Origin of the sequence: Virgibacillus sp. Bac332 (assembly GCF_003667785.1) — a bacterium.
In the GTDB taxonomy this organism is placed as follows: Bacteria; Bacillota; Bacilli; order Bacillales; family Amphibacillaceae; genus Virgibacillus; species Virgibacillus salarius.
The window spans coordinates 3,410,586-3,428,260 of the sequence record NZ_CP033046.1 but is presented as its reverse complement, the minus strand read 5'-3'; the positions used below and the strand labels follow the sequence as shown (position 1 = coordinate 3,428,260).

The 17,675-nt window shown below is 37.6% G+C and carries 16 protein-coding genes; all 16 read left to right on the top strand.

All coding sequences use genetic code 11. From position 1 onward, the window contains the following. The first annotated feature begins 223 nt into the window (after positions 1-223). Positions 224-367, top strand: coding sequence for a hypothetical protein (locus D9782_RS23030; RefSeq protein ID WP_162986420.1), 144 nt, complete (start codon positions 224-226; stop codon positions 365-367). A 306-nt stretch (positions 368-673) separates the two neighbouring features. Beyond that, positions 674-1,549: a dipicolinic acid synthetase subunit A gene (dpaA, locus tag D9782_RS16380; protein WP_026680943.1), complete on the top strand. Its 876-nt coding sequence runs from the start codon at positions 674-676 to the stop codon at positions 1,547-1,549. Positions 1,550-1,576: 27 nt separating this feature from the next. Beyond that, positions 1,577-2,167, top strand: a complete 591-nt coding sequence (dpaB, locus tag D9782_RS16375; RefSeq protein ID WP_026680944.1) for a dipicolinate synthase subunit B — start codon at positions 1,577-1,579, stop codon at positions 2,165-2,167. A gap of 64 nt (positions 2,168-2,231) precedes the next feature. Further along, positions 2,232-3,284 carry an aspartate-semialdehyde dehydrogenase gene (asd, locus tag D9782_RS16370; RefSeq protein ID WP_026680945.1) on the top strand — a complete coding sequence of 351 codons (1,053 nt, stop codon included), beginning with the start codon at positions 2,232-2,234 and terminating at the stop codon, positions 3,282-3,284. A 10-nt stretch (positions 3,285-3,294) separates the two neighbouring features. Further along, positions 3,295-4,518, top strand: a complete 1,224-nt coding sequence (gene dapG / locus D9782_RS16365; protein WP_121605213.1) for an aspartate kinase — start codon at positions 3,295-3,297, stop codon at positions 4,516-4,518. A 23-nt stretch (positions 4,519-4,541) separates the two neighbouring features. Next, on the top strand, positions 4,542-5,414 hold the full coding sequence (dapA, locus tag D9782_RS16360) for a 4-hydroxy-tetrahydrodipicolinate synthase (RefSeq protein ID WP_026680947.1): 873 nt from the start codon (positions 4,542-4,544) through the stop codon (positions 5,412-5,414). 222 nt (positions 5,415-5,636) lie between these two features. Then, positions 5,637-6,365 carry a ClpP family protease gene (locus D9782_RS16355; RefSeq protein ID WP_026680948.1) on the top strand — a complete coding sequence of 243 codons (729 nt, stop codon included), beginning with the start codon at positions 5,637-5,639 and terminating at the stop codon, positions 6,363-6,365. Beyond that, positions 6,362-6,589, top strand: coding sequence for a YlzJ-like family protein (locus D9782_RS16350; RefSeq protein ID WP_026680949.1), 228 nt, complete (start codon positions 6,362-6,364; stop codon positions 6,587-6,589). The genes D9782_RS16355 and D9782_RS16350 overlap by 4 nt, the downstream gene beginning before the upstream one ends. Positions 6,590-6,757: 168 nt before the next feature. Beyond that, positions 6,758-9,037 (top strand): FtsK/SpoIIIE family DNA translocase, encoded by a 2,280-nt coding sequence (locus D9782_RS16345; RefSeq protein ID WP_121605212.1) that lies wholly within the window; start codon positions 6,758-6,760, stop codon positions 9,035-9,037. 238 nt (positions 9,038-9,275) lie between these two features. Then, the gene (locus tag D9782_RS16340; protein WP_121605211.1) at positions 9,276-10,001 is read left to right on the top strand and encodes a GntR family transcriptional regulator; all 726 of its coding nucleotides are present in this window, start codon (positions 9,276-9,278) and stop codon (positions 9,999-10,001) included. Between the two features lie 189 nt (positions 10,002-10,190). Continuing rightward, the gene (locus tag D9782_RS16335) at positions 10,191-11,282 is read left to right on the top strand and encodes a BMP family lipoprotein (RefSeq protein WP_026680952.1); all 1,092 of its coding nucleotides are present in this window, start codon (positions 10,191-10,193) and stop codon (positions 11,280-11,282) included. 153 nt (positions 11,283-11,435) lie between these two features. Then, complete coding sequence (locus tag D9782_RS16330; RefSeq protein ID WP_026680953.1) at positions 11,436-12,965, top strand: ABC transporter ATP-binding protein; 1,530 nt, start codon at positions 11,436-11,438, stop codon at positions 12,963-12,965. Then, a complete protein-coding gene (locus D9782_RS16325) occupies positions 12,962-14,008 on the top strand; it encodes an ABC transporter permease (RefSeq protein ID WP_121605210.1) in 1,047 nt (348 codons plus the stop codon). Before D9782_RS16330 ends, D9782_RS16325 begins: the two co-directional genes overlap by 4 nt. Continuing rightward, positions 14,009-14,968 carry an ABC transporter permease gene (locus D9782_RS16320; protein WP_026680955.1) on the top strand — a complete coding sequence of 320 codons (960 nt, stop codon included), beginning with the start codon at positions 14,009-14,011 and terminating at the stop codon, positions 14,966-14,968. A gap of 127 nt (positions 14,969-15,095) precedes the next feature. Next, positions 15,096-16,397, top strand: coding sequence for an EF-P 5-aminopentanol modification-associated protein YfmF (gene yfmF / locus D9782_RS16315; protein ID WP_121605209.1), 1,302 nt, complete (start codon positions 15,096-15,098; stop codon positions 16,395-16,397). Further along, positions 16,390-17,673 carry an EF-P 5-aminopentanol modification-associated protein YfmH gene (gene yfmH / locus D9782_RS16310; protein ID WP_121605208.1) on the top strand — a complete coding sequence of 428 codons (1,284 nt, stop codon included), beginning with the start codon at positions 16,390-16,392 and terminating at the stop codon, positions 17,671-17,673. The genes yfmF and yfmH overlap by 8 nt, the downstream gene beginning before the upstream one ends. Positions 17,674-17,675: the final 2 nt, after the last annotated feature.

Genomic DNA, 17,675 nt, shown 5'->3' with positions numbered 1-17,675 from the left:
GAATAACTTTTTGGTTTTTAAAATATCCTGCTTAACTTGACGGCTATGGGGCACGGCCTCAACTAACTTTGCAAAGAAGAACACGTTGCAAAGTGGATTTTCGGCTCGCGCTATTCCCGCAGGAGTCTACGTAATTAGTCTCCGCTATGAGAAGGTGCAACAATTCTTGTCATAAGTAATAGGTTGACTTTTTTTACAATGGGTAAAGTGAAAATCGCTATCCGTGCGTATAAAAGCAGCTGTGTTACTTCATGTTAACGTTGTAGAGCCTGATAATAGCGAAGGCCGCCCACCTCAACTCCTGTGGGAATTGTTTGACCTGAAGATCCACTTTTTTGAGCGGGTTTTGCTCAAAAAAGTTAGCTGAAGGACAAACCCCACGGAAAGGGAAGTGGGCAGCCGGAGTGGTGGTCAAGCAGTAGCTATTATTCCATAATAGCTACTAGAGGAAGCGTAAATCTGAGCATTTAGTGATACGGACTGAGCGAATTTTGCTCAGTTTTTCTTACTCACGATACAAAATCAAATAACTTTTTTATAGGCTGGTGTCTCGGGTGAGATATCAGCCTTTTTTCCTGTCCTTTTTGCTAACTCCCAATCACTAACACGCTCGAGGCACATAAGCTATAAAGGAATACTAAACAAATTGTACGTTTGGAGGGAGTCAACAAGAATGAGTCAAACAATTGCAGTTATCGGTGGAGATGCCCGTTATCTGGAATTAATTCGGCAGCTTCAATCCTTGACTGATACTACCATTGTCCTTGTTGGATTTGACAAATTAGAGCAAGGATTTACGGGTTTAAAACAATTAGATGTACATGAATTAATCCCAGGTCAATTAGATGCTGTTATATTACCTATAACGGGCATAGATAACGAAGGCCGTGTCGAAGCGGTATTTTCGGAAAAACCGATTTATCTAACAGCAGAATGGTTTAAAGAGCTTCCCAGCTCCTCAATCGTATTTACTGGAATTACAAACGATTATTTAAGAGATGTTATAAAGCAAGCAAATATAAAACTTGTACCATTATTAGATAGAGATGATGTAGCAATTTATAATTCCATTCCTACTGCAGAAGGCACCATTATGATGGCAATTGAACATACGGACTTTACCATTCATTCCTCTCGAGTCATGGTAGTAGGTTTTGGAAGGGTTGGCAATACAGTAGCTAATAAGTTCTCATCACTTGGTGCAAAGGTCTCTGTAAGCGCAACAAGAATTAAAGACTTAGCACGAATAACAGAAATGGGGTTATCTGCTGTTCCTCTTGAAGAATTGTCTACGAAGATGCATAACTGTGACTTACTAATAAACACAATACCTGCTCCCGTAATCGAAAAAGAGGCAATTAAACATTTACCTTCACATGCAGTGATTATTGACTTAGCCTCCAAGCCAGGAGGTACTGATTTTAAATATGCAGAACAGCGTGGAATCAAGGCAATACTTGCTCGGAGTTTGCCAGGAATTGTAGCGCCTAAAACTGCTGGGAAAATTTTGGCAGATGTGGTGAAGCAATTCGTTCAAAAAACCAAATAAGTATTAATTTACTGGGAGGTTATACAAATGGATTTATCGGGTAAAAGAATAGGGTTTGGCTTGACGGGTTCGCATTGCACATATGATCAAGTATTCCCTCAAATAGAACGATTAATTGAATTAAATGCTGATGTAATACCGATCGTAACTTATACAGTAAGGACAACTGATACAAAGTTTGGGAAAGCGGAGGACCATATTGAAAAAATAGAATCCATAACAGGAAAGCAAGTTATTTCTACGATGCCAGAGGCAGAACCATTAGGACCGAAAATGCCTCTGGATTGTATGGTCATTGCACCGTTAACTGGTAATTCCTTAAGTAAGCTGGCAAACGCATTAACGGATTCTCCAGTTTTAATGGCAGCAAAAGCAACCATGCGAAACCAGCAACCAGTTGTATTAGGTGTTTCAACAAATGATGCGCTAGGTTTAAATGGCGTAAATTTGATGCGCTTGATGGCGAGTAAATTTATCTATTTCATTCCTTATGGACAGGATGATCCATATAAAAAACCAAATTCACTTGTGGCTAAGATGGACCTATTGCCCGAAACGATAGAATCTGCATTAGAATTTAAGCAACTTCAGCCGGTTATTGTTCCTCATAACAGCTGAACTATGATAAAATGATAAGCTAGAAGTCTATTAAACTTGTTTTATGAAGGGAGCAATAGGAAAAATGCCACAAAAAACAGCATATGATGTAGCTGTCGTAGGAGCAACAGGTGCAGTTGGGCAAAAAATAATCCAATTACTAGAAGAAAAGGATTTTCCAATAAATGAGTTAAAGCTGTTGTCTTCCAAAAGATCAGCGGGATCGAAACAACGATTTAAAGAAAAAGAATTAACAGTAGAAGAAGCAACTCCCGAAAGTTTTTCTGGGGTCGATATTGCTTTGTTTTCCGCTGGAGGTTCCGTTTCTAAAGCATTGGCTCCAGAAGCAGTAAAACGAGGAGCTGTTGTTGTTGATAATACGAGTGCTTTTCGTATGGATGAAAATGTACCGCTGGTAGTACCAGAAGTAAATAAAGCTGATCTACAGAATCATGAAGGTATTATCGCTAATCCGAACTGTTCAACTATTCAGATGGTAGCAGCTCTAAAACCACTTAAAGATGCTTTTGGCTTAGAGAGAGTTATTGTTTCAACATATCAAGCAGTTTCAGGCGCAGGTAATCAAGCTAATATGGAATTGGAACAGCAATCGAAGGATTATTTGGATAATAAAGAAATGGAAGCAAGTCTTCTTCCGGTAAAAGGAGATAAGAAGCACTTCCCAATTGCTTTTAATGCACTGCCTCAAATAGATGTATTTCAGGATAATGGGTATACGTTTGAGGAAATGAAAATGATCAATGAAACGAAAAAAATTATGCATGCACCGGAATTGTCAGTAGCGGCTACTTGTGTCCGTTTGCCTTTCTTTACATCACATGCAGAAAGTGTATATATCGAGGTTAATAAAGAAGGGGTAACGGTAGCGGATTTATGGAATGAATTAAAGCATGCAGAAGGTGTTATCTTAGAAGATGATCCATCTGCACAGCTATATCCAACTCCATTGAGTGCGTCCAATAAAGAAGCGGTGTTTGTTGGTCGAGTAAGAAAAGATCCGGATAAAGAGAATGGTTTTCATCTTTGGGTTGTATCCGACAACCTAATGAAGGGTGCTGCATGGAATACAGTACAAATAGCACAATCATTAATAGAAAATAACTGGCTGCAGCGATAGAGGTGTTACCATGAATATACTCGTTCAAAAATTTGGCGGTACTTCTGTACAGTCTGAAGAAAACAGGGAACATGTAATTAAACATATAAAAGATGCATTAGTGCAAGACTATAAACTGGTCGTTGTTGTTTCGGCATTGGGAAGAAAACCAGATCCATATGCAACGGATACGCTACTAGGTTTAGTTGATTTTCCAGCGAACAAGAATTCTTCTCGCGAATTAGATATGCTTATGTCATGTGGGGAAATTATCTCCTCCGTTGTATTATCAAATGAACTACAGAAGCATCATATTACTGCTACAGCGTTAACAGGTGCACATGCGGGCTTTGTAACATCTGATGATTTTACTCAAGCAAAAATCAAGGAAGTACAACCTGAGCGAATTTTACAGGAATTAAAAACCTATGATGTTGTAGTAGTAGCAGGCTTTCAAGGAATAACTCCTAGTGGAGATATAACTACAATTGGAAGAGGTGGAAGCGATACGACTGCTGCTGCTTTAGGAGTTGCATTAAATGCTGAGCGAATAGAGATATTTACTGATGTAAATGGAATCATGACTGCTGATCCACGTGTAGTTGAAAAAGCCAGGCCACTAGACGTTGTTACGTATTCAGAGATCTGTAATTTAGCATATCAAGGTGCAAAGGTGATTCATCCTAGAGCTGTAGAAATAGCAATGCAGGCTAAAATTCCTATGAGAGTAAGGTCGACATATTCACAAGAAGGAGGAACACTTGTTACTTCTTCAAGAGTGGAAGGAATGGATGTAGCTGATAGATTGATTACTGGTATTGCTCATATTGCCAACATTACACAAATACGTGTTCAAACAAAAGAAGAAGCTTATCGAATGCAGTCTGATGTATTTAAGGCTATGGCTGAGGCAGGAATTTCTGTAGATTTTATTACAATATCACCAACTGGAGTTATTTACACTGTACCAAATGCTTTTGCAGACAAAGCAGTTCATATATTAGAAACATTAGGTTTTCATCCGGAAATTACGGGGAACTGTGCAAAGGTATCAGCAGTAGGTGCAGGTATGACTGGTGTGCCAGGAGTAGCAGCAAAAATAGTGCAGGCATTAACTGATGCAGATGTGCAAATTCTACAGTCTGCTGATAGTCATACAACCATATGGGTGCTTGTGCATGACAGAGATTTAAAAACTGCAGTCAATGCGCTGCACGATGTGTTTGAATTAAGCGATGCAGGCAGTCCTGCTTAATCAACAGAAAAAAGGTGATAAGAATGAATTTTGGTCAGGTACTAACAGCAATGGTTACGCCATTCGATGCCAAAGGGAATATTGATTTTAATCAGACAGAAATACTCATTGAGTATTTACTTGATAATGGCACGGATGGTTTAGTAGTTGCAGGTACAACAGGAGAATCCCCAACTTTAACAACCGAAGAAAAAATTAGCCTGTTTAACCATGTCGTAAAAACAGTTAATAATCGTGTACCTGTTATTGCCGGGACTGGAAGTAATAATACGCAGGCTTCTATTGCGTTAACAAAAGAGGCTGAACGTTGTGGTGTAGATGCTATAATGCTTGTAGCACCGTACTATAATAAACCGAATCAACAAGGTTTATATGAACATTTTAAAACAATTGCTATGGAAACATCCTTACCTGTAATGCTTTACAATATTCCAGGTCGGTCTATTGTAAATATAACTGCAGAAACAACAATTGCGTTAAGTAAAATAGACAACATTGTTTCAATAAAAGAAGCTAGTGGAGATTTAGATCAAGTATCAGAAATAATTGAAGCTACTAACGATACGTTTAGTGTTTACAGTGGAGATGATAGTATGACATTACCGTTACTTTCTATCGGAGGGGCGGGGGTTATTTCTGTTGCTTCTCATATAATTGGTCAAGAAATGCAGCAAATGGTTAATTTATACAATCAAGGTGATACGAAAGGAGCTGCAAAGCTACATCGTAAACTTTTACCTGTTATGAAGGGACTATTTACAGCTCCATCGCCATCCCCTGTAAAAGCAGCATTACGTATGAAAGGAATAGATTCTGGAGCATTACGATTACCACTTGTCAGTATTTCAGAAACAGAAGAACGAAACCTTAAAAATATTATAGAGCGTATTAATTAAAGCCTGTAGGCTGTCGAGAAAAGTCTCGACAGCCTTTATTAATGGCTTAGAAAACCCCTGGCTATGCTGGGGGCTAGAGAGTTTATAGCATGGTAAATAAAAAAAACTCATTTCATAGTAGGATATAGTTGGTTTGGATTGAAGTTTCACTTTATTCTTATGCATGAGGAAATCATTTACGTTCATACTAAGAGAAGTTATAACAATAAGGAGTGTACGTAAATGAATAAAGAACCGGAAAAGAAAGATGATCAGAATCAAGAGGCTAATCCATCTGCATTGGTTCAAAAAATTCAGCAGTTAGGTCAATCAAATGTACCACAAGCTCCAGATTCTAATATTCATGTACTATCAATCATTGGACAAGTAGAAGGTCATGTGCAATTACCGCCGCAGAATAAGACGACAAAGTATGAACATTTGCTTCCGCAATTAATAGCTATAGAACAAAATCCTAAAATAGAAGGTGTAATTCTTTTACTTAATACAGTTGGTGGCGATGTAGAGGCAGGGCTTGCCCTCTCTGAAATGATTGCATCCTTGTCGAAGCCGACTGTTTCGATTGTACTTGGGGGTGGACATTCAATTGGTGTACCGATTGCTGTAGCAACTAATTACTCATTTATTGCTCCCACTGCAACAATGACGATTCATCCAGTTCGCTTAACCGGACTTGTCATTGGTGTACCACAAACATTTGAATACCTTGATGAAATGCAGAATCGCGTTGTTAATTTCGTTGTTCATCACTCAAATATAAAAGAGGAGAAGTTTAAAGATCTTATGTTCGCTAAAGGAAACCTAACAAGGGATATTGGTACGAATGTTGTAGGGAAAGATGCAGTAGACTATGGACTAATTGATGATGTTGGTGGTGTGAAAGAGGCGATGGAGAAAGTCACTGAGCTGATTAAGAATAGACAGAATGCGGAAAATCAGGTGATACAATGATTTTATATACGCCGCTTTCAAAAGAAGATATCTTTCCTCCATCCCCATCTGAGCATACGAATAGACATATGATCTCGTTCGAAGGTAGATACATGTATTGTCAACAAAAAACAGATGGTTCTTTGGAAGTCTTACAGTTACTTTCCTCAGATCCGCAAGATTTTTTAAATGAAAACTATGCACCTGGAACCATCTTGCCTAATACAAACATCAAAGACAATTAATTCCTCGTTGCTTTTTTTCATTAAATTTGCATCGATTCGTTACTGTTATTATTAAATTGGTGTTTTATGGTATAATTGAAATAAATGCATCGTGAAAAAACCCTTGTCATTTTTTCGACAGGGGTTTATTCTTCATGTATACTTGCCAAGATCGATTGGGGTGAAATAATGGCAAAGAAACGAAAAAAACGAAAGAGTAAGTTTAAAAAACAACTCAAATTTGAGTTACTCGGTCTCTTGTTTATATTTTTAGGGATATTTGGTAGTGGTGCAAGTGCTATTAGTGACGGAGCTATTCCGGGAGGATTAGAGCACTTATTTCGCTTCTTTTTAGGTATATGGTACTTTGCTGCGTCTGTATTGTTGTTAATTACAGGAATGATTTTAGTAGCAAAGCGAAGATTTCCGGATTTTGCAAACAAAAAACTTGTAGGGTTTTATATTGTTTTTTGCGGCATATTGTTACTCACACACATTCAGATGTTCGATCAGGTAATAGCTTCAGATAGTCAGCTTTCTATTATTGGTACAACATGGGAAAATTACGCTGCATATCTTGAAAATCAATTGTCATCTGGCTATTTGGGTGGTGGAATGGCAGGTGCTCTATTACTCACCTTCACGTACTATTTATTCTCCTTAGCAGGTGCTAAAATCGTTGCTGTTTTTTCCATTGTTATTGGGATCATATTTATGACGGAATTGTCAATAGGTGATATCTTTTCAAAGCTTTGGAAGAAAGTTGGCGGTTCTTTTGCTAGATATAAAGCCGCTTGGAAGGAAAAGCGTGCAAATAAGCAACTTCCAGAAGTGAACCATCCAGTTGATACAGATGCTGATGAACCTGAAGTTGATGAGGTGGTATATCATACGGAGGAAGAGCCAGTCATTCAAGACTTTACAGATGTTGCATATACCCCTCATACTCCGCAAGCTGATCAAGGCAAAAAAACTGTACAGCCAGAAGCAGACAACGGGGAAGAGGATACACTTGAAAATATGCCAATGACTGAAACGGAAAACTATGAATATGTATTACCTTCCATGCAACTATTAGCAGAGCCAGCACATAATTCCCAACAACAGGAAAAGTCACAGATTCAAGCTACTGTTCGAAAATTAGAGCGTACGTTTAATAGTTTTGGGGTGAAGGCTAGGGTAACAAAGGTTCATGTTGGACCAGCAGTAACGAAATATGAAGTATATCCAGAAGCAGGCGTGAAAGTAAGTAAGATTGTTAGTTTGCATGATGATCTGGCCCTGGCATTGGCTGCAAAGGATATTCGAATCGAAGCACCAATTCCAGGTAAATCCGCCGTAGGTATTGAAGTACCCAATCAGGAAGTAGCCATGGTATCTTTACGAGAGGTACTAGATAGTATGGTTAATAAACAAGCTTCTAAACTGCTTTTTGCTTTAGGTAGAGATATATCTGGAGACGCCGTAGTTTCAGAGTTAAATAAGATGCCACATTTACTAATAGCAGGTGCAACAGGAAGTGGTAAAAGTGTCTGCGTGAACGGAATCATTACTACGATCTTGATGCGAACCAAACCACATGAAGTGAAAATGATGATGATTGACCCGAAGAAAGTGGAATTAAATGTGTATAATGGCATCCCACATTTGCTAGCTCCGGTTGTGACTGATCCGAAAAAGGCTTCTAGAGCATTGAAAAAGGTTGTATCCGAAATGGAACGACGCTATGAACTATTCTCTGATACAGGAACTAGAAATATTGAAGGATATAATGAATACATAAGGAAGCATAATCTACATGCTGATGAAACACAGCCGAACCTTCCTTATATAGTAGTTTTAGTAGATGAATTAGCCGATTTAATGATGGTTGCTTCAAATGATGTGGAAGATTCCATTACGCGCTTAGCGCAAATGGCTAGAGCAGCAGGTATTCATTTAATTATTGCCACACAAAGACCTTCTGTTGATGTTATAACAGGTGTTATCAAAGCGAATATCCCTTCTCGTATTGCCTTTAGTGTTTCTTCTACAACTGATTCAAGAACAATTCTGGATTCAGGGGGAGCAGAAAAGCTACTTGGCAGAGGGGATATGTTGTTCTTACCAGTAGGAGCATCAAAGCCGACACGTGTACAAGGTGCATTTTTATCTGATGAAGAAGTAGAACGAATTGTTGATCATTGTATTGATCAGCAAAAGGCTTCATACCAAGAGGAAATGATTCCAGAAGAAACGAATGAAGTTGTAGATGAAGTGGACGATGAACTATATGATGATGCCGTTCAACTCATAACGGAAATGCAAAGCGCAAGTGTTTCGATGCTACAGCGAAGATTTAGAATTGGCTATACAAGAGCGGCAAGATTGATTGATGCTATGGAGCAACGTGGAATTGTTGGGCCTTATGAAGGGAGTAAACCGCGAACTGTATTAATCAGTCAATCAGCAGAGGAGCAATCTTCATAGGTTTTATTGAACCGTATAAAGTCTGTGCAAACAGCTTTATACGGTTTTTTGTAATGAGCAAAACAATCAGTGGAAAAATGTCTATTAATGTCGAAATAGGAAGATTATTTTTAAGAAATATGTCCTATAGCTATTTATTTATCTTAAGATTAATGGTATGATTTATGACGAACAAACGAGTCATACGTCAGATGTCGGATTTCTTGATGTTTGTAAATATTGGATGGGGGGATATAGCTTGTCGATTAAAACCGATGCAAGACATTTGTATTTACAAGTAATTGATGAAATTAAACGAGATATTGAAAAGGGGAAATATAAGGAAAAGGAGAAGCTACCTTCGGAATTTCAATTATCTAAGCTTCTTGGTGTTTCTCGTGCGACACTTAGAGAAGCATTGCGCATCCTTGAAGAAGATAATATCGTAACGCGAAGACATGGTGTAGGTACATTTGTTAACCCTAAACCTATTTTTTCATCAGGTATCGAACAATTAACAAGTGTGACATCAATGATCGAGAAATCTGGAAAGATTGCGGGTTCGCAATACTTATCTACAGATGTGCAAGATGCTACAGACGATGAAAAGAGTAGATTTGCTCCGAAATCAGTAAAGCGTTTAGCGAAGATTGAACGGGTTCGAACAGCGGATTGTAAACCTGTCGTTTTCTGTATCGATAAGATTCCAGAAGATTTAATACCACTTAATCGTGTACATAAAGAAGATTCCATCTTTAAACTTATGGAGGAATACGCGAATAAACGAGTAGCTTATGCAGTGACTTATATTGAACCGATTGGATATCATGATCGAATTTATAACATTTTAGACTGTCATCCAGAACAAACCTTATTACTCCTAAAACAAATGCACTATACAGAAGAGGATGAGGCAGTATTATATTCAGCAAACTATTTTCGATCTGATATGTTCAGCTTTCACGTGTTAAGAAAGCGTTTGTAAAATGTAGTTGAATGAATGTATGAAAGTAGTACATGATAAAAAATGAAGCGTATCCATTTGTGAAACGGCTTTCATTTTTTATGCGGAATTTTCCCGCTTTTGTGAATTATATCGAGGGGGTGGTTATAGCGTAGTTATTGAAGTAGGAAGTACTTATGATGTTTATAAAAATAATAGGGGGTTTAATCAATGAAGAAGCGTAAGTTTTTATTATTCTTTGCTGTTATTGCTAGTTTTAGTATGGTGTTAGCAGCTTGTGGAACTTCAAATGATAAGGAAGCAGACAAGGGAAGTGAAAAAGGCGAGTCAACGGATTATTCAGCAGCTATTGTTACCGATGAGGGTGGAGTAGATGATAAATCCTTTAACCAATCTTCATGGGAAGGGTTAAAGGCTTGGGGAGAGGAGCATGGACTTTCAAAAGGAAATGGGTTCGACTATGCGCAATCCTCAGATGAATCTGATTATCTTCCAAACTTAACAAGAATGACAAAAGAAGGCTATGATTTAATCTTTGGAGTTGGCTTTTTGCTTCAAGATTCGATAACTAAAGTGGCAAAACAAAATCCTGAAACGAATTATGCGATCGTTGACACAGTTGTTGAAGCACCCAATGTTGCTAGTTTAACCTTTGCCGAACACGAGGGATCATTCTTGGCTGGCGTTGCAGCAGCTATGAAAACAAAAACAAATAAATTAGGATTTATTGGTGGCGTTGATTCTGATTTAATTAATAAATTTGAAGCTGGATTTGTAGCTGGTGCTAAATCAGTAAATCCAGCAATCGAAATTGACATTCAATACGTAGGGAATTTCAGTTCTGCTGCAGACGGAAAGCTGATTGCTACGCGTATGTATAATGATGATGCCGACATTATTTATCATGCTGCTGGTGCTGCAGGAAATGGTGTATTTGCTCAAGCTAAAGATATTAAACAAAATGATCCAGAACGTGATATTTGGGTTATTGGTGTGGATCGCGATCAACACGAAGAGGGGAAAATTGGCGATCATAATGTAACATTTACATCAATGGTCAAGCGTGTAGATTTATCCGTACAAAAAGTAAGTAACATGGGACTAGAAGGAGATTTCCCAGGTGGAAAAATTCTTGAATTTGGGTTATCTGATGATGGCGTATTCTTAGCTAAAACAAATGAAGATGCAATAACAGACGAAATCGTTTCAGCTGTGGACGACTGGAAAGAAAAAATTATTAAGGGCGATGTAGATGTTCCACAAACAAGAGATGAACTGAAGACATTCGAGGAATCTTTATAGAACAATAATGAAGAGGCTGGTTGAACAGCCTCTTTGCATGTAATGTAAGCTGGAAGAAAGGTTAGCAACGGAAGCGAAATTCCAGCCCTCTTCCGTTGCTAGTTTTTCTGATAGCATGTAATGATTACTTGAATATTAAAGGAGTGAAGTCCCATGGATTATGTAATAGAAATGCTGAATATTCGGAAAGAATTCCCGGGGATAGTGGCTAATGATGACATTACTGTTCAACTTAAAAAGGGAGAAATACATGCTCTGCTAGGAGAAAATGGTGCTGGAAAGTCAACGTTAATGAATGTACTGTTCGGATTGTATCAGCCTGAGCTAGGTGAAATACGTGTCAAAGGAAAAAAGGTAAATATTGCAGATCCAAATGTTGCCAATCAATTAGGTATCGGTATGGTTCATCAACATTTTATGCTAGTAGAACCGTTTACGGTAACGCAAAATATTATTCTCGGTAGTGAGCCTACGAAGCACGGTAAGATTAATATAAAAAAAGCAGAACGAGAAGTTCAGGAGTTATCTGATCGTTATGGCTTACAGGTTGATGCTACAGCAAAGATAAGCGATATTTCGGTAGGTATGCAGCAACGGGTAGAAATCTTAAAGACACTATATCGTGGTGCTGATGTTTTAATCTTTGATGAACCAACTGCTGTACTTACTCCTCAAGAAATTAAAGAGTTGATGGAGATAATGAAAGCATTAATAGCAGAAGGCAAATCTATCATTCTAATAACACATAAACTAAAAGAGATTATGCAAATTTGTGACCGTTGTACAGTTATTCGTAAAGGAAAAGGAATTGGTACTGTAAATGTAGCGGAAACAAATGTAACCGAATTGGCCGCGCTTATGGTTGGAAGAGATGTCTCTTTTAAAACGGAAAAGAAAACCGCTGAACCTACTAATACAGTCTTAGAAATTAAAGATTTATTCGTAAAAGATTCAAGAAAGGTAAACATGGTTAAGGGCTTGAATCTAGACGTACGTGCCGGAGAAATTGTAGGGATAGCAGGGGTAGATGGCAATGGACAGTCAGAATTGATTGAAGCAATCACTGGATTAAAAAAAACAAACGCTGGAAGTATTCGGTTAAATGAAAAGGAAATTTCTAATTTATCCCCACGTAAAGTAACAGAAAGTGGAGTTGGTCATATACCTCAGGACCGACACAAGTTTGGGCTAGTATTGGATTTTCCTATTGGCGAAAATATTGTGTTACAGACTTATTACAAAAACCCCTATTCTAAATATAAGATTCTTAATTATAAAGAAATCTATCAAAAGGCAGAAAGTCTAATTTCCGAATATGATGTTCGAACTCCTAGTGCTTATACAAAAGCAAGGGCGCTGTCTGGTGGAAATCAGCAAAAGGCGATTATTGCAAGGGAAGTTGACCGTTCTCCAGCTTTGTTAATTGCTGCACAGCCAACTAGAGGACTTGATGTAGGAGCGATAGAGTTTATTCATCGCAAACTGATTGAAGAACGTGATAAAGGAAAGGCAATCTTACTCGTATCTTTCGAATTAGATGAGATATTAGATGTCAGTGATCGAATCGCCGTCATTTTTGATGGGAAAATTGTAGCAAATGTGTCACCAGAAAATACGAATGAACAGGAATTAGGGTTATTAATGGCTGGCAGTAACCAAGAAAAGGCAGGTGATAATCAATGAATTCGAACAAGTGGTTCAATATTCTAGTTCCTATTATTTCTGTTTTTATTGGTATACTTGCAGGAGCAATCATTATGCTTGGATTCGGGTATAATCCGATTCAAGGTTATGTCGCCCTGTTTAATGGAGCATTTGGAGACCCTTATTTCTTTGGTGAAACAATTCGACAGACAACTCCTTATATATTAACTGGACTCGCTATCGCATTTGCTTTTAGGACGGGGTTATTCAATATAGGAGCAGAGGGCCAGGTTATTGTTGGATGGCTAGCTGCTGTGTGGATAGGTACAACGGTAGAGGCACCTATGATCATTCATATACCATTAGCGCTTATCGTCGCTGCATTAGCTGGAGCTATTTGGGGGTTTATTCCTGGGGTATTAAAGGCGAGGCTTGGTGTTCATGAAGTAATTGTTACCATCATGATGAATTATATTGCCCTTTATAGTGCAAATGCAATTATCCGTAACGTACTAACTAATAATGCTGATAAAACAGAGATGATCGCACCAAGTGCATCTTTAGCTTCTGAATGGTTAGAAGGATTAACGTATTTTTCAAGGATGCATTATGGGATTTTAATTGCTCTATTTGCTGCAATGATCATGTGGTTTATCATTGAGCGAACGAATATTGGTTATGAGCTTAAATCGGTAGGTTATAATCAACATGCATCGAAATATGCCGGAATGAGCGTTAAACGCAACATCGTTTTGGCAATGGTTATTTCTGGAGCCTTTGCAGGACTAGCTGGTTCTATGGAAGGACTAGGAACCTATGGGAATATGACCGTTAGCTCTGGATTTTCGAATATTGGTTTTGATGGCATAGCAGTTGCGTTGTTGGGAGCTAATAGTGCAATTGGAGTAGTTCTTGCAGCATTTTTATTTGGTGCATTAAAGGTAGGGGCGCTAAATATGCCGACACAGGCGGGCGTTCCAAATGAACTTGTTGATATTATTATTGCATTAATCATTTTCTTTGTTGCATCTAGCTATATTATTCGTTGGATTATACTTCGCTTCAAAAAGGAGGGCAAATAAATGGGGTTTATTGAATTATTACAATCGATCATCCCAACTGCATTATTTTATTCAGCGCCTTTAATATTTACGGCATTGGGCGGAGTGTTTAGTGAGCGATCCGGCGTTGTTAATATTGGTTTGGAAGGGCTTATGGTAATGGGAGCTTTTGTTGGAATTGTCTTCAACTTAACCTTCGCTGATGTCTTCGGTGCATGGACACCATGGTTATCTATCGTCGTCGCAATGGTGATTTCTGCATTATTTTCGGTTATTCATGCAGTTGCTTCCGTATCATTTCGCGCTGACCAAGTTGTTAGTGGGGTTGCAATTAATTTTTTAGCGTTAGGGTTAGGTGTTTTCTTAACGAAGCAGTGGTATGATAAAGGGCAAACAGATATGGTTAGTCAGCCATTCTATACGACAGATGTTCCATTATTAGCGGATATACCTATCATCGGTCCAATTTTCTTTCAAGGGATTTATATTACTTCATATGTAGCTATCGTATTAGCGCTTATTGCATGGTACATTCTATATAAAACACCATTTGGTTTACGACTTCGCGCAGTCGGAGAACATCCGATGGCTGCAGATACAAATGGGATTAATGTATATAAATTACGTTATGTAGCAGTAATTATATCTGGGGCCATGGGTGGATTAGGTGGAGCTGTTTTTGCATTAACTATCGCGCTTAATTTCTCGCATGCTACAATTGTTGGGCAAGGGTTTATGGCTTTGGCAGCAGTTATTTTTGGGAAATGGCATCCACTTGGTGCGATGGGTGCGGCATTATTCTTCGGTTTTGCCCAGAGTCTCAGTGTAATTGGTGCAGGTATTCCTTTCTTGGCTGATGTACCACAGGTATTCCTGTTAATTGCACCATATGTATTAACGATTCTCGCTTTAGCAGGGTTTATTGGTAGAGCTGAAGCTCCAAGAGCAAACGGAGATCCATATATAAAAGGTAGCAGATAGATAACTATTTCAATCGGATTGCGTCTTATAGTCGCAACCCGGTTTTTTTTGTTTTATAATGGATGACAAATGGAAAATATGTGAAGAATAAAGTTGATAAATCTTAGAGAAATTCAGGAGGATGTTTATGCGCGAAATTTTAGAAACAACGAAAGATGTAAACGGACTACATCTTCATTTTATTCCAAATAAAAAATATAAGACAATTACATTGGTATTGAAATTAAAAGCTCCTTTAAGCAGGGACACGATAACAAAAAGAGCTTTAATTCCTTACATTTTAAAGCAAGGAACCAAAAAGTACCCTTCTAAGCAAAAGCTACAAATGAAATTAGATGATCTCTATGGTGCTTCTATTTCCATCGATGGTGCTAAAAAAGGAGAAAATCATATTATTAGTCTACGTCTTGAAATAGCGAATCAGAAATTTCTCGAGGATACAACGACGATTCTTGATGAAGGAATTAATTTATTGCACGAAATATTATTTGATCCGAATGTAACAAATCAACAATTTGAACAAGCCATTTTTAACAGAGAAAAAGAAACATTAAGACAAAAAATCAATGCATTAAAAGATGACAAAATGAGTTATGCTAATATGCGGTTAATTGATGAAATGTGTAATGGCGAACCATATCAATTACATGTACATGGTTACGAGGAAGATCTTAATAAACTTAATGAACAGAATTTATTTACTTACTATCAACAGATGCTTAAGGAAGATAGTATTGATCTCTATATACAAGGTGATTTGGACGAAGCGGTTATGGAGAGAAAATTATCCGCTGTATTTCATCGAGACGATCTTGAAGCAGAAAGAATGCAAATTACCAAAAACCCGAAGCCGGCTTCTGTTGAGAAAACCAAGCCTAGAGAAGTTATTGAAACAGATAAAATTCAACAGGCTAAACTGCATATCGGTTATCGAACAAATATTACATTTCAAGATGATGCCTATTATGCATTACATGTATTTAATGGCTTATTCGGAGGTTTTCCTAGCTCTAAATTATTTATAAATGTCAGAGAAAAAAATAGTTTAGCTTACTATGCTGCATCTAGAATGGAAAGTCATAAAGGTCTATTACTCGTATTTAGTGGTATTGCACCAGATGATTTTGAAAAAGCAAGAGATATCATAAGAGAGCAGATGACTGCAATGAAGCAGGGTGACTTTACAGAAAATGAATTAGATGAAACAAAAGCGTTAATATCCAATCAGTTACTAGAAACATTAGATCACCCTCAAGGAACCATAGAATTTTTGTATCAGCAAGTTTTATCTAATAAAAAAGTTGAACCTCTAGCGTTTATTGAACAGATTAAGCGCGTAACGAAAGAGGAAGTCGTTGCTGTTGCGAACAAGCTTGAAGAAGATACTCTCTATTTATTAACAGCAGAGAAAGGAGATTCTAATGAATAAGCATACGTATGAAGAGATCGGTGAAACGATTTACACAAAAAAATTGGAAAATGGCTTGGATGTTATCTTGTTGCCGAAAACAGAAATGGCAAAGACTCATGGATTATTTACGACAAATTATGGTTCGATTGATTTAGAATTTGTTCCTATCGGTAAGGACGAACTCGTAACTGTTCCAGAAGGAGTTGCCCACTTTTTAGAACATAAACTATTCGAAAGTGAGAAGGGTGATGTATTTGCTGACTTCTCCAAACAAGGTGCATCCGCCAATGCTTATACATCGTTTACGAAAACTGCCTATTTATTTACAGCCACCGATCAAATTGAGAAGAATGTAGAAACATTGATCGACTTTGTTCAAGATCCATATTTTACAGAACGATCAGTGGAAAAGGAAAAGGGAATTATTGCACAAGAAATAAACATGTATGATGACCAGCCCGATTGGCAATCTTTTATGGGTACAATAAAAGCAATGTTTAAGCACCATCCAGTTAACGTGGATATTGCAGGTACGGTGGAATCGATTAATAAGATTACAAAAGATGATCTATATACATGCTATAACACGTTTTATCATCCGGAGAATATGACGTTGTTTATTACTGGAAATTTTGATCCCAATCAAATGATGCAGCTAGTTGAACGAAATCAAAACCGCAAAGATTTTAAGGAAATGAAAGAGTTACGTAGGAATTTCCCAGTAGAACCTCAAGAAGTTGCGACAAAAGAGAAAAAAATAACAATGCCTGTTTCCATTACTAAATGTACAGTTGGTATCAAAGAAGCAAACCTAGACATTTCAAATGAAGCATTTCTGAAAAAGGATCTGCTACAAGGCATGATATTGGACCATTATTTTTCTAAGGGTGGCGAATTTTATCAGCTATTATATGAAGAGCAGTTAATTGATGATAGCTTCTTTTTTGAGATGAATTTAGATCGCAACTTTGGTTATACTTTAATAGGTAGTAATAGTGAGCGGCCTACTGAATTTGCTGATACATTAAAAGAAATGTTACTTCGGATAACGAACGCAAAGCTTACTAGCGAAACATTCGAACGGATAAAAAGAAAAAAAATTGGAAAGTTGCTCCGGAGTATGAATAACTTAGAGACAATGGCTAATTTATATACACATTACCATATTTTGGATTTGGACTTTTTCTCCATATTATCAACAGTGAGAGCTTTAACATTCGAAGATGCTCAGCAATTTATGCAGAACTGGATTAGTGAAGAGCGTTTATCTGTTTGTACAATCGCTGCGGAGTAAAT

Bases quoted from the DNA above. Each gene is read 5' to 3' on its own strand.
- D9782_RS16350 (WP_026680949.1), top strand. From the start codon at position 6,362: ATGATTTTATATACGCCGCTTTCAAAAGAAGATATCTTTCCTCCATCC.
- dpaA (WP_026680943.1), top strand. From the start codon at position 674: ATGAGTCAAACAATTGCAGTTATCGGTGGAGATGCCCGTTATCTGGAA.
- D9782_RS16345 (WP_121605212.1), top strand. From the start codon at position 6,758: ATGGCAAAGAAACGAAAAAAACGAAAGAGTAAGTTTAAAAAACAACTC.
- dapG (WP_121605213.1), top strand. From the start codon at position 3,295: ATGAATATACTCGTTCAAAAATTTGGCGGTACTTCTGTACAGTCTGAA.
- dapA (WP_026680947.1), top strand. From the start codon at position 4,542: ATGAATTTTGGTCAGGTACTAACAGCAATGGTTACGCCATTCGATGCC.
- yfmF (WP_121605209.1), top strand. From the start codon at position 15,096: ATGCGCGAAATTTTAGAAACAACGAAAGATGTAAACGGACTACATCTT.
- D9782_RS16355 (WP_026680948.1), top strand. From the start codon at position 5,637: ATGAATAAAGAACCGGAAAAGAAAGATGATCAGAATCAAGAGGCTAAT.
- D9782_RS16330 (WP_026680953.1), top strand. From the start codon at position 11,436: ATGGATTATGTAATAGAAATGCTGAATATTCGGAAAGAATTCCCGGGG.
- D9782_RS16320 (WP_026680955.1), top strand. From the start codon at position 14,009: ATGGGGTTTATTGAATTATTACAATCGATCATCCCAACTGCATTATTT.
- D9782_RS16335 (WP_026680952.1), top strand. From the start codon at position 10,191: ATGAAGAAGCGTAAGTTTTTATTATTCTTTGCTGTTATTGCTAGTTTT.
- asd (WP_026680945.1), top strand. From the start codon at position 2,232: ATGCCACAAAAAACAGCATATGATGTAGCTGTCGTAGGAGCAACAGGT.
- dpaB (WP_026680944.1), top strand. From the start codon at position 1,577: ATGGATTTATCGGGTAAAAGAATAGGGTTTGGCTTGACGGGTTCGCAT.
- D9782_RS16325 (WP_121605210.1), top strand. From the start codon at position 12,962: ATGAATTCGAACAAGTGGTTCAATATTCTAGTTCCTATTATTTCTGTT.
- yfmH (WP_121605208.1), top strand. From the start codon at position 16,390: ATGAATAAGCATACGTATGAAGAGATCGGTGAAACGATTTACACAAAA.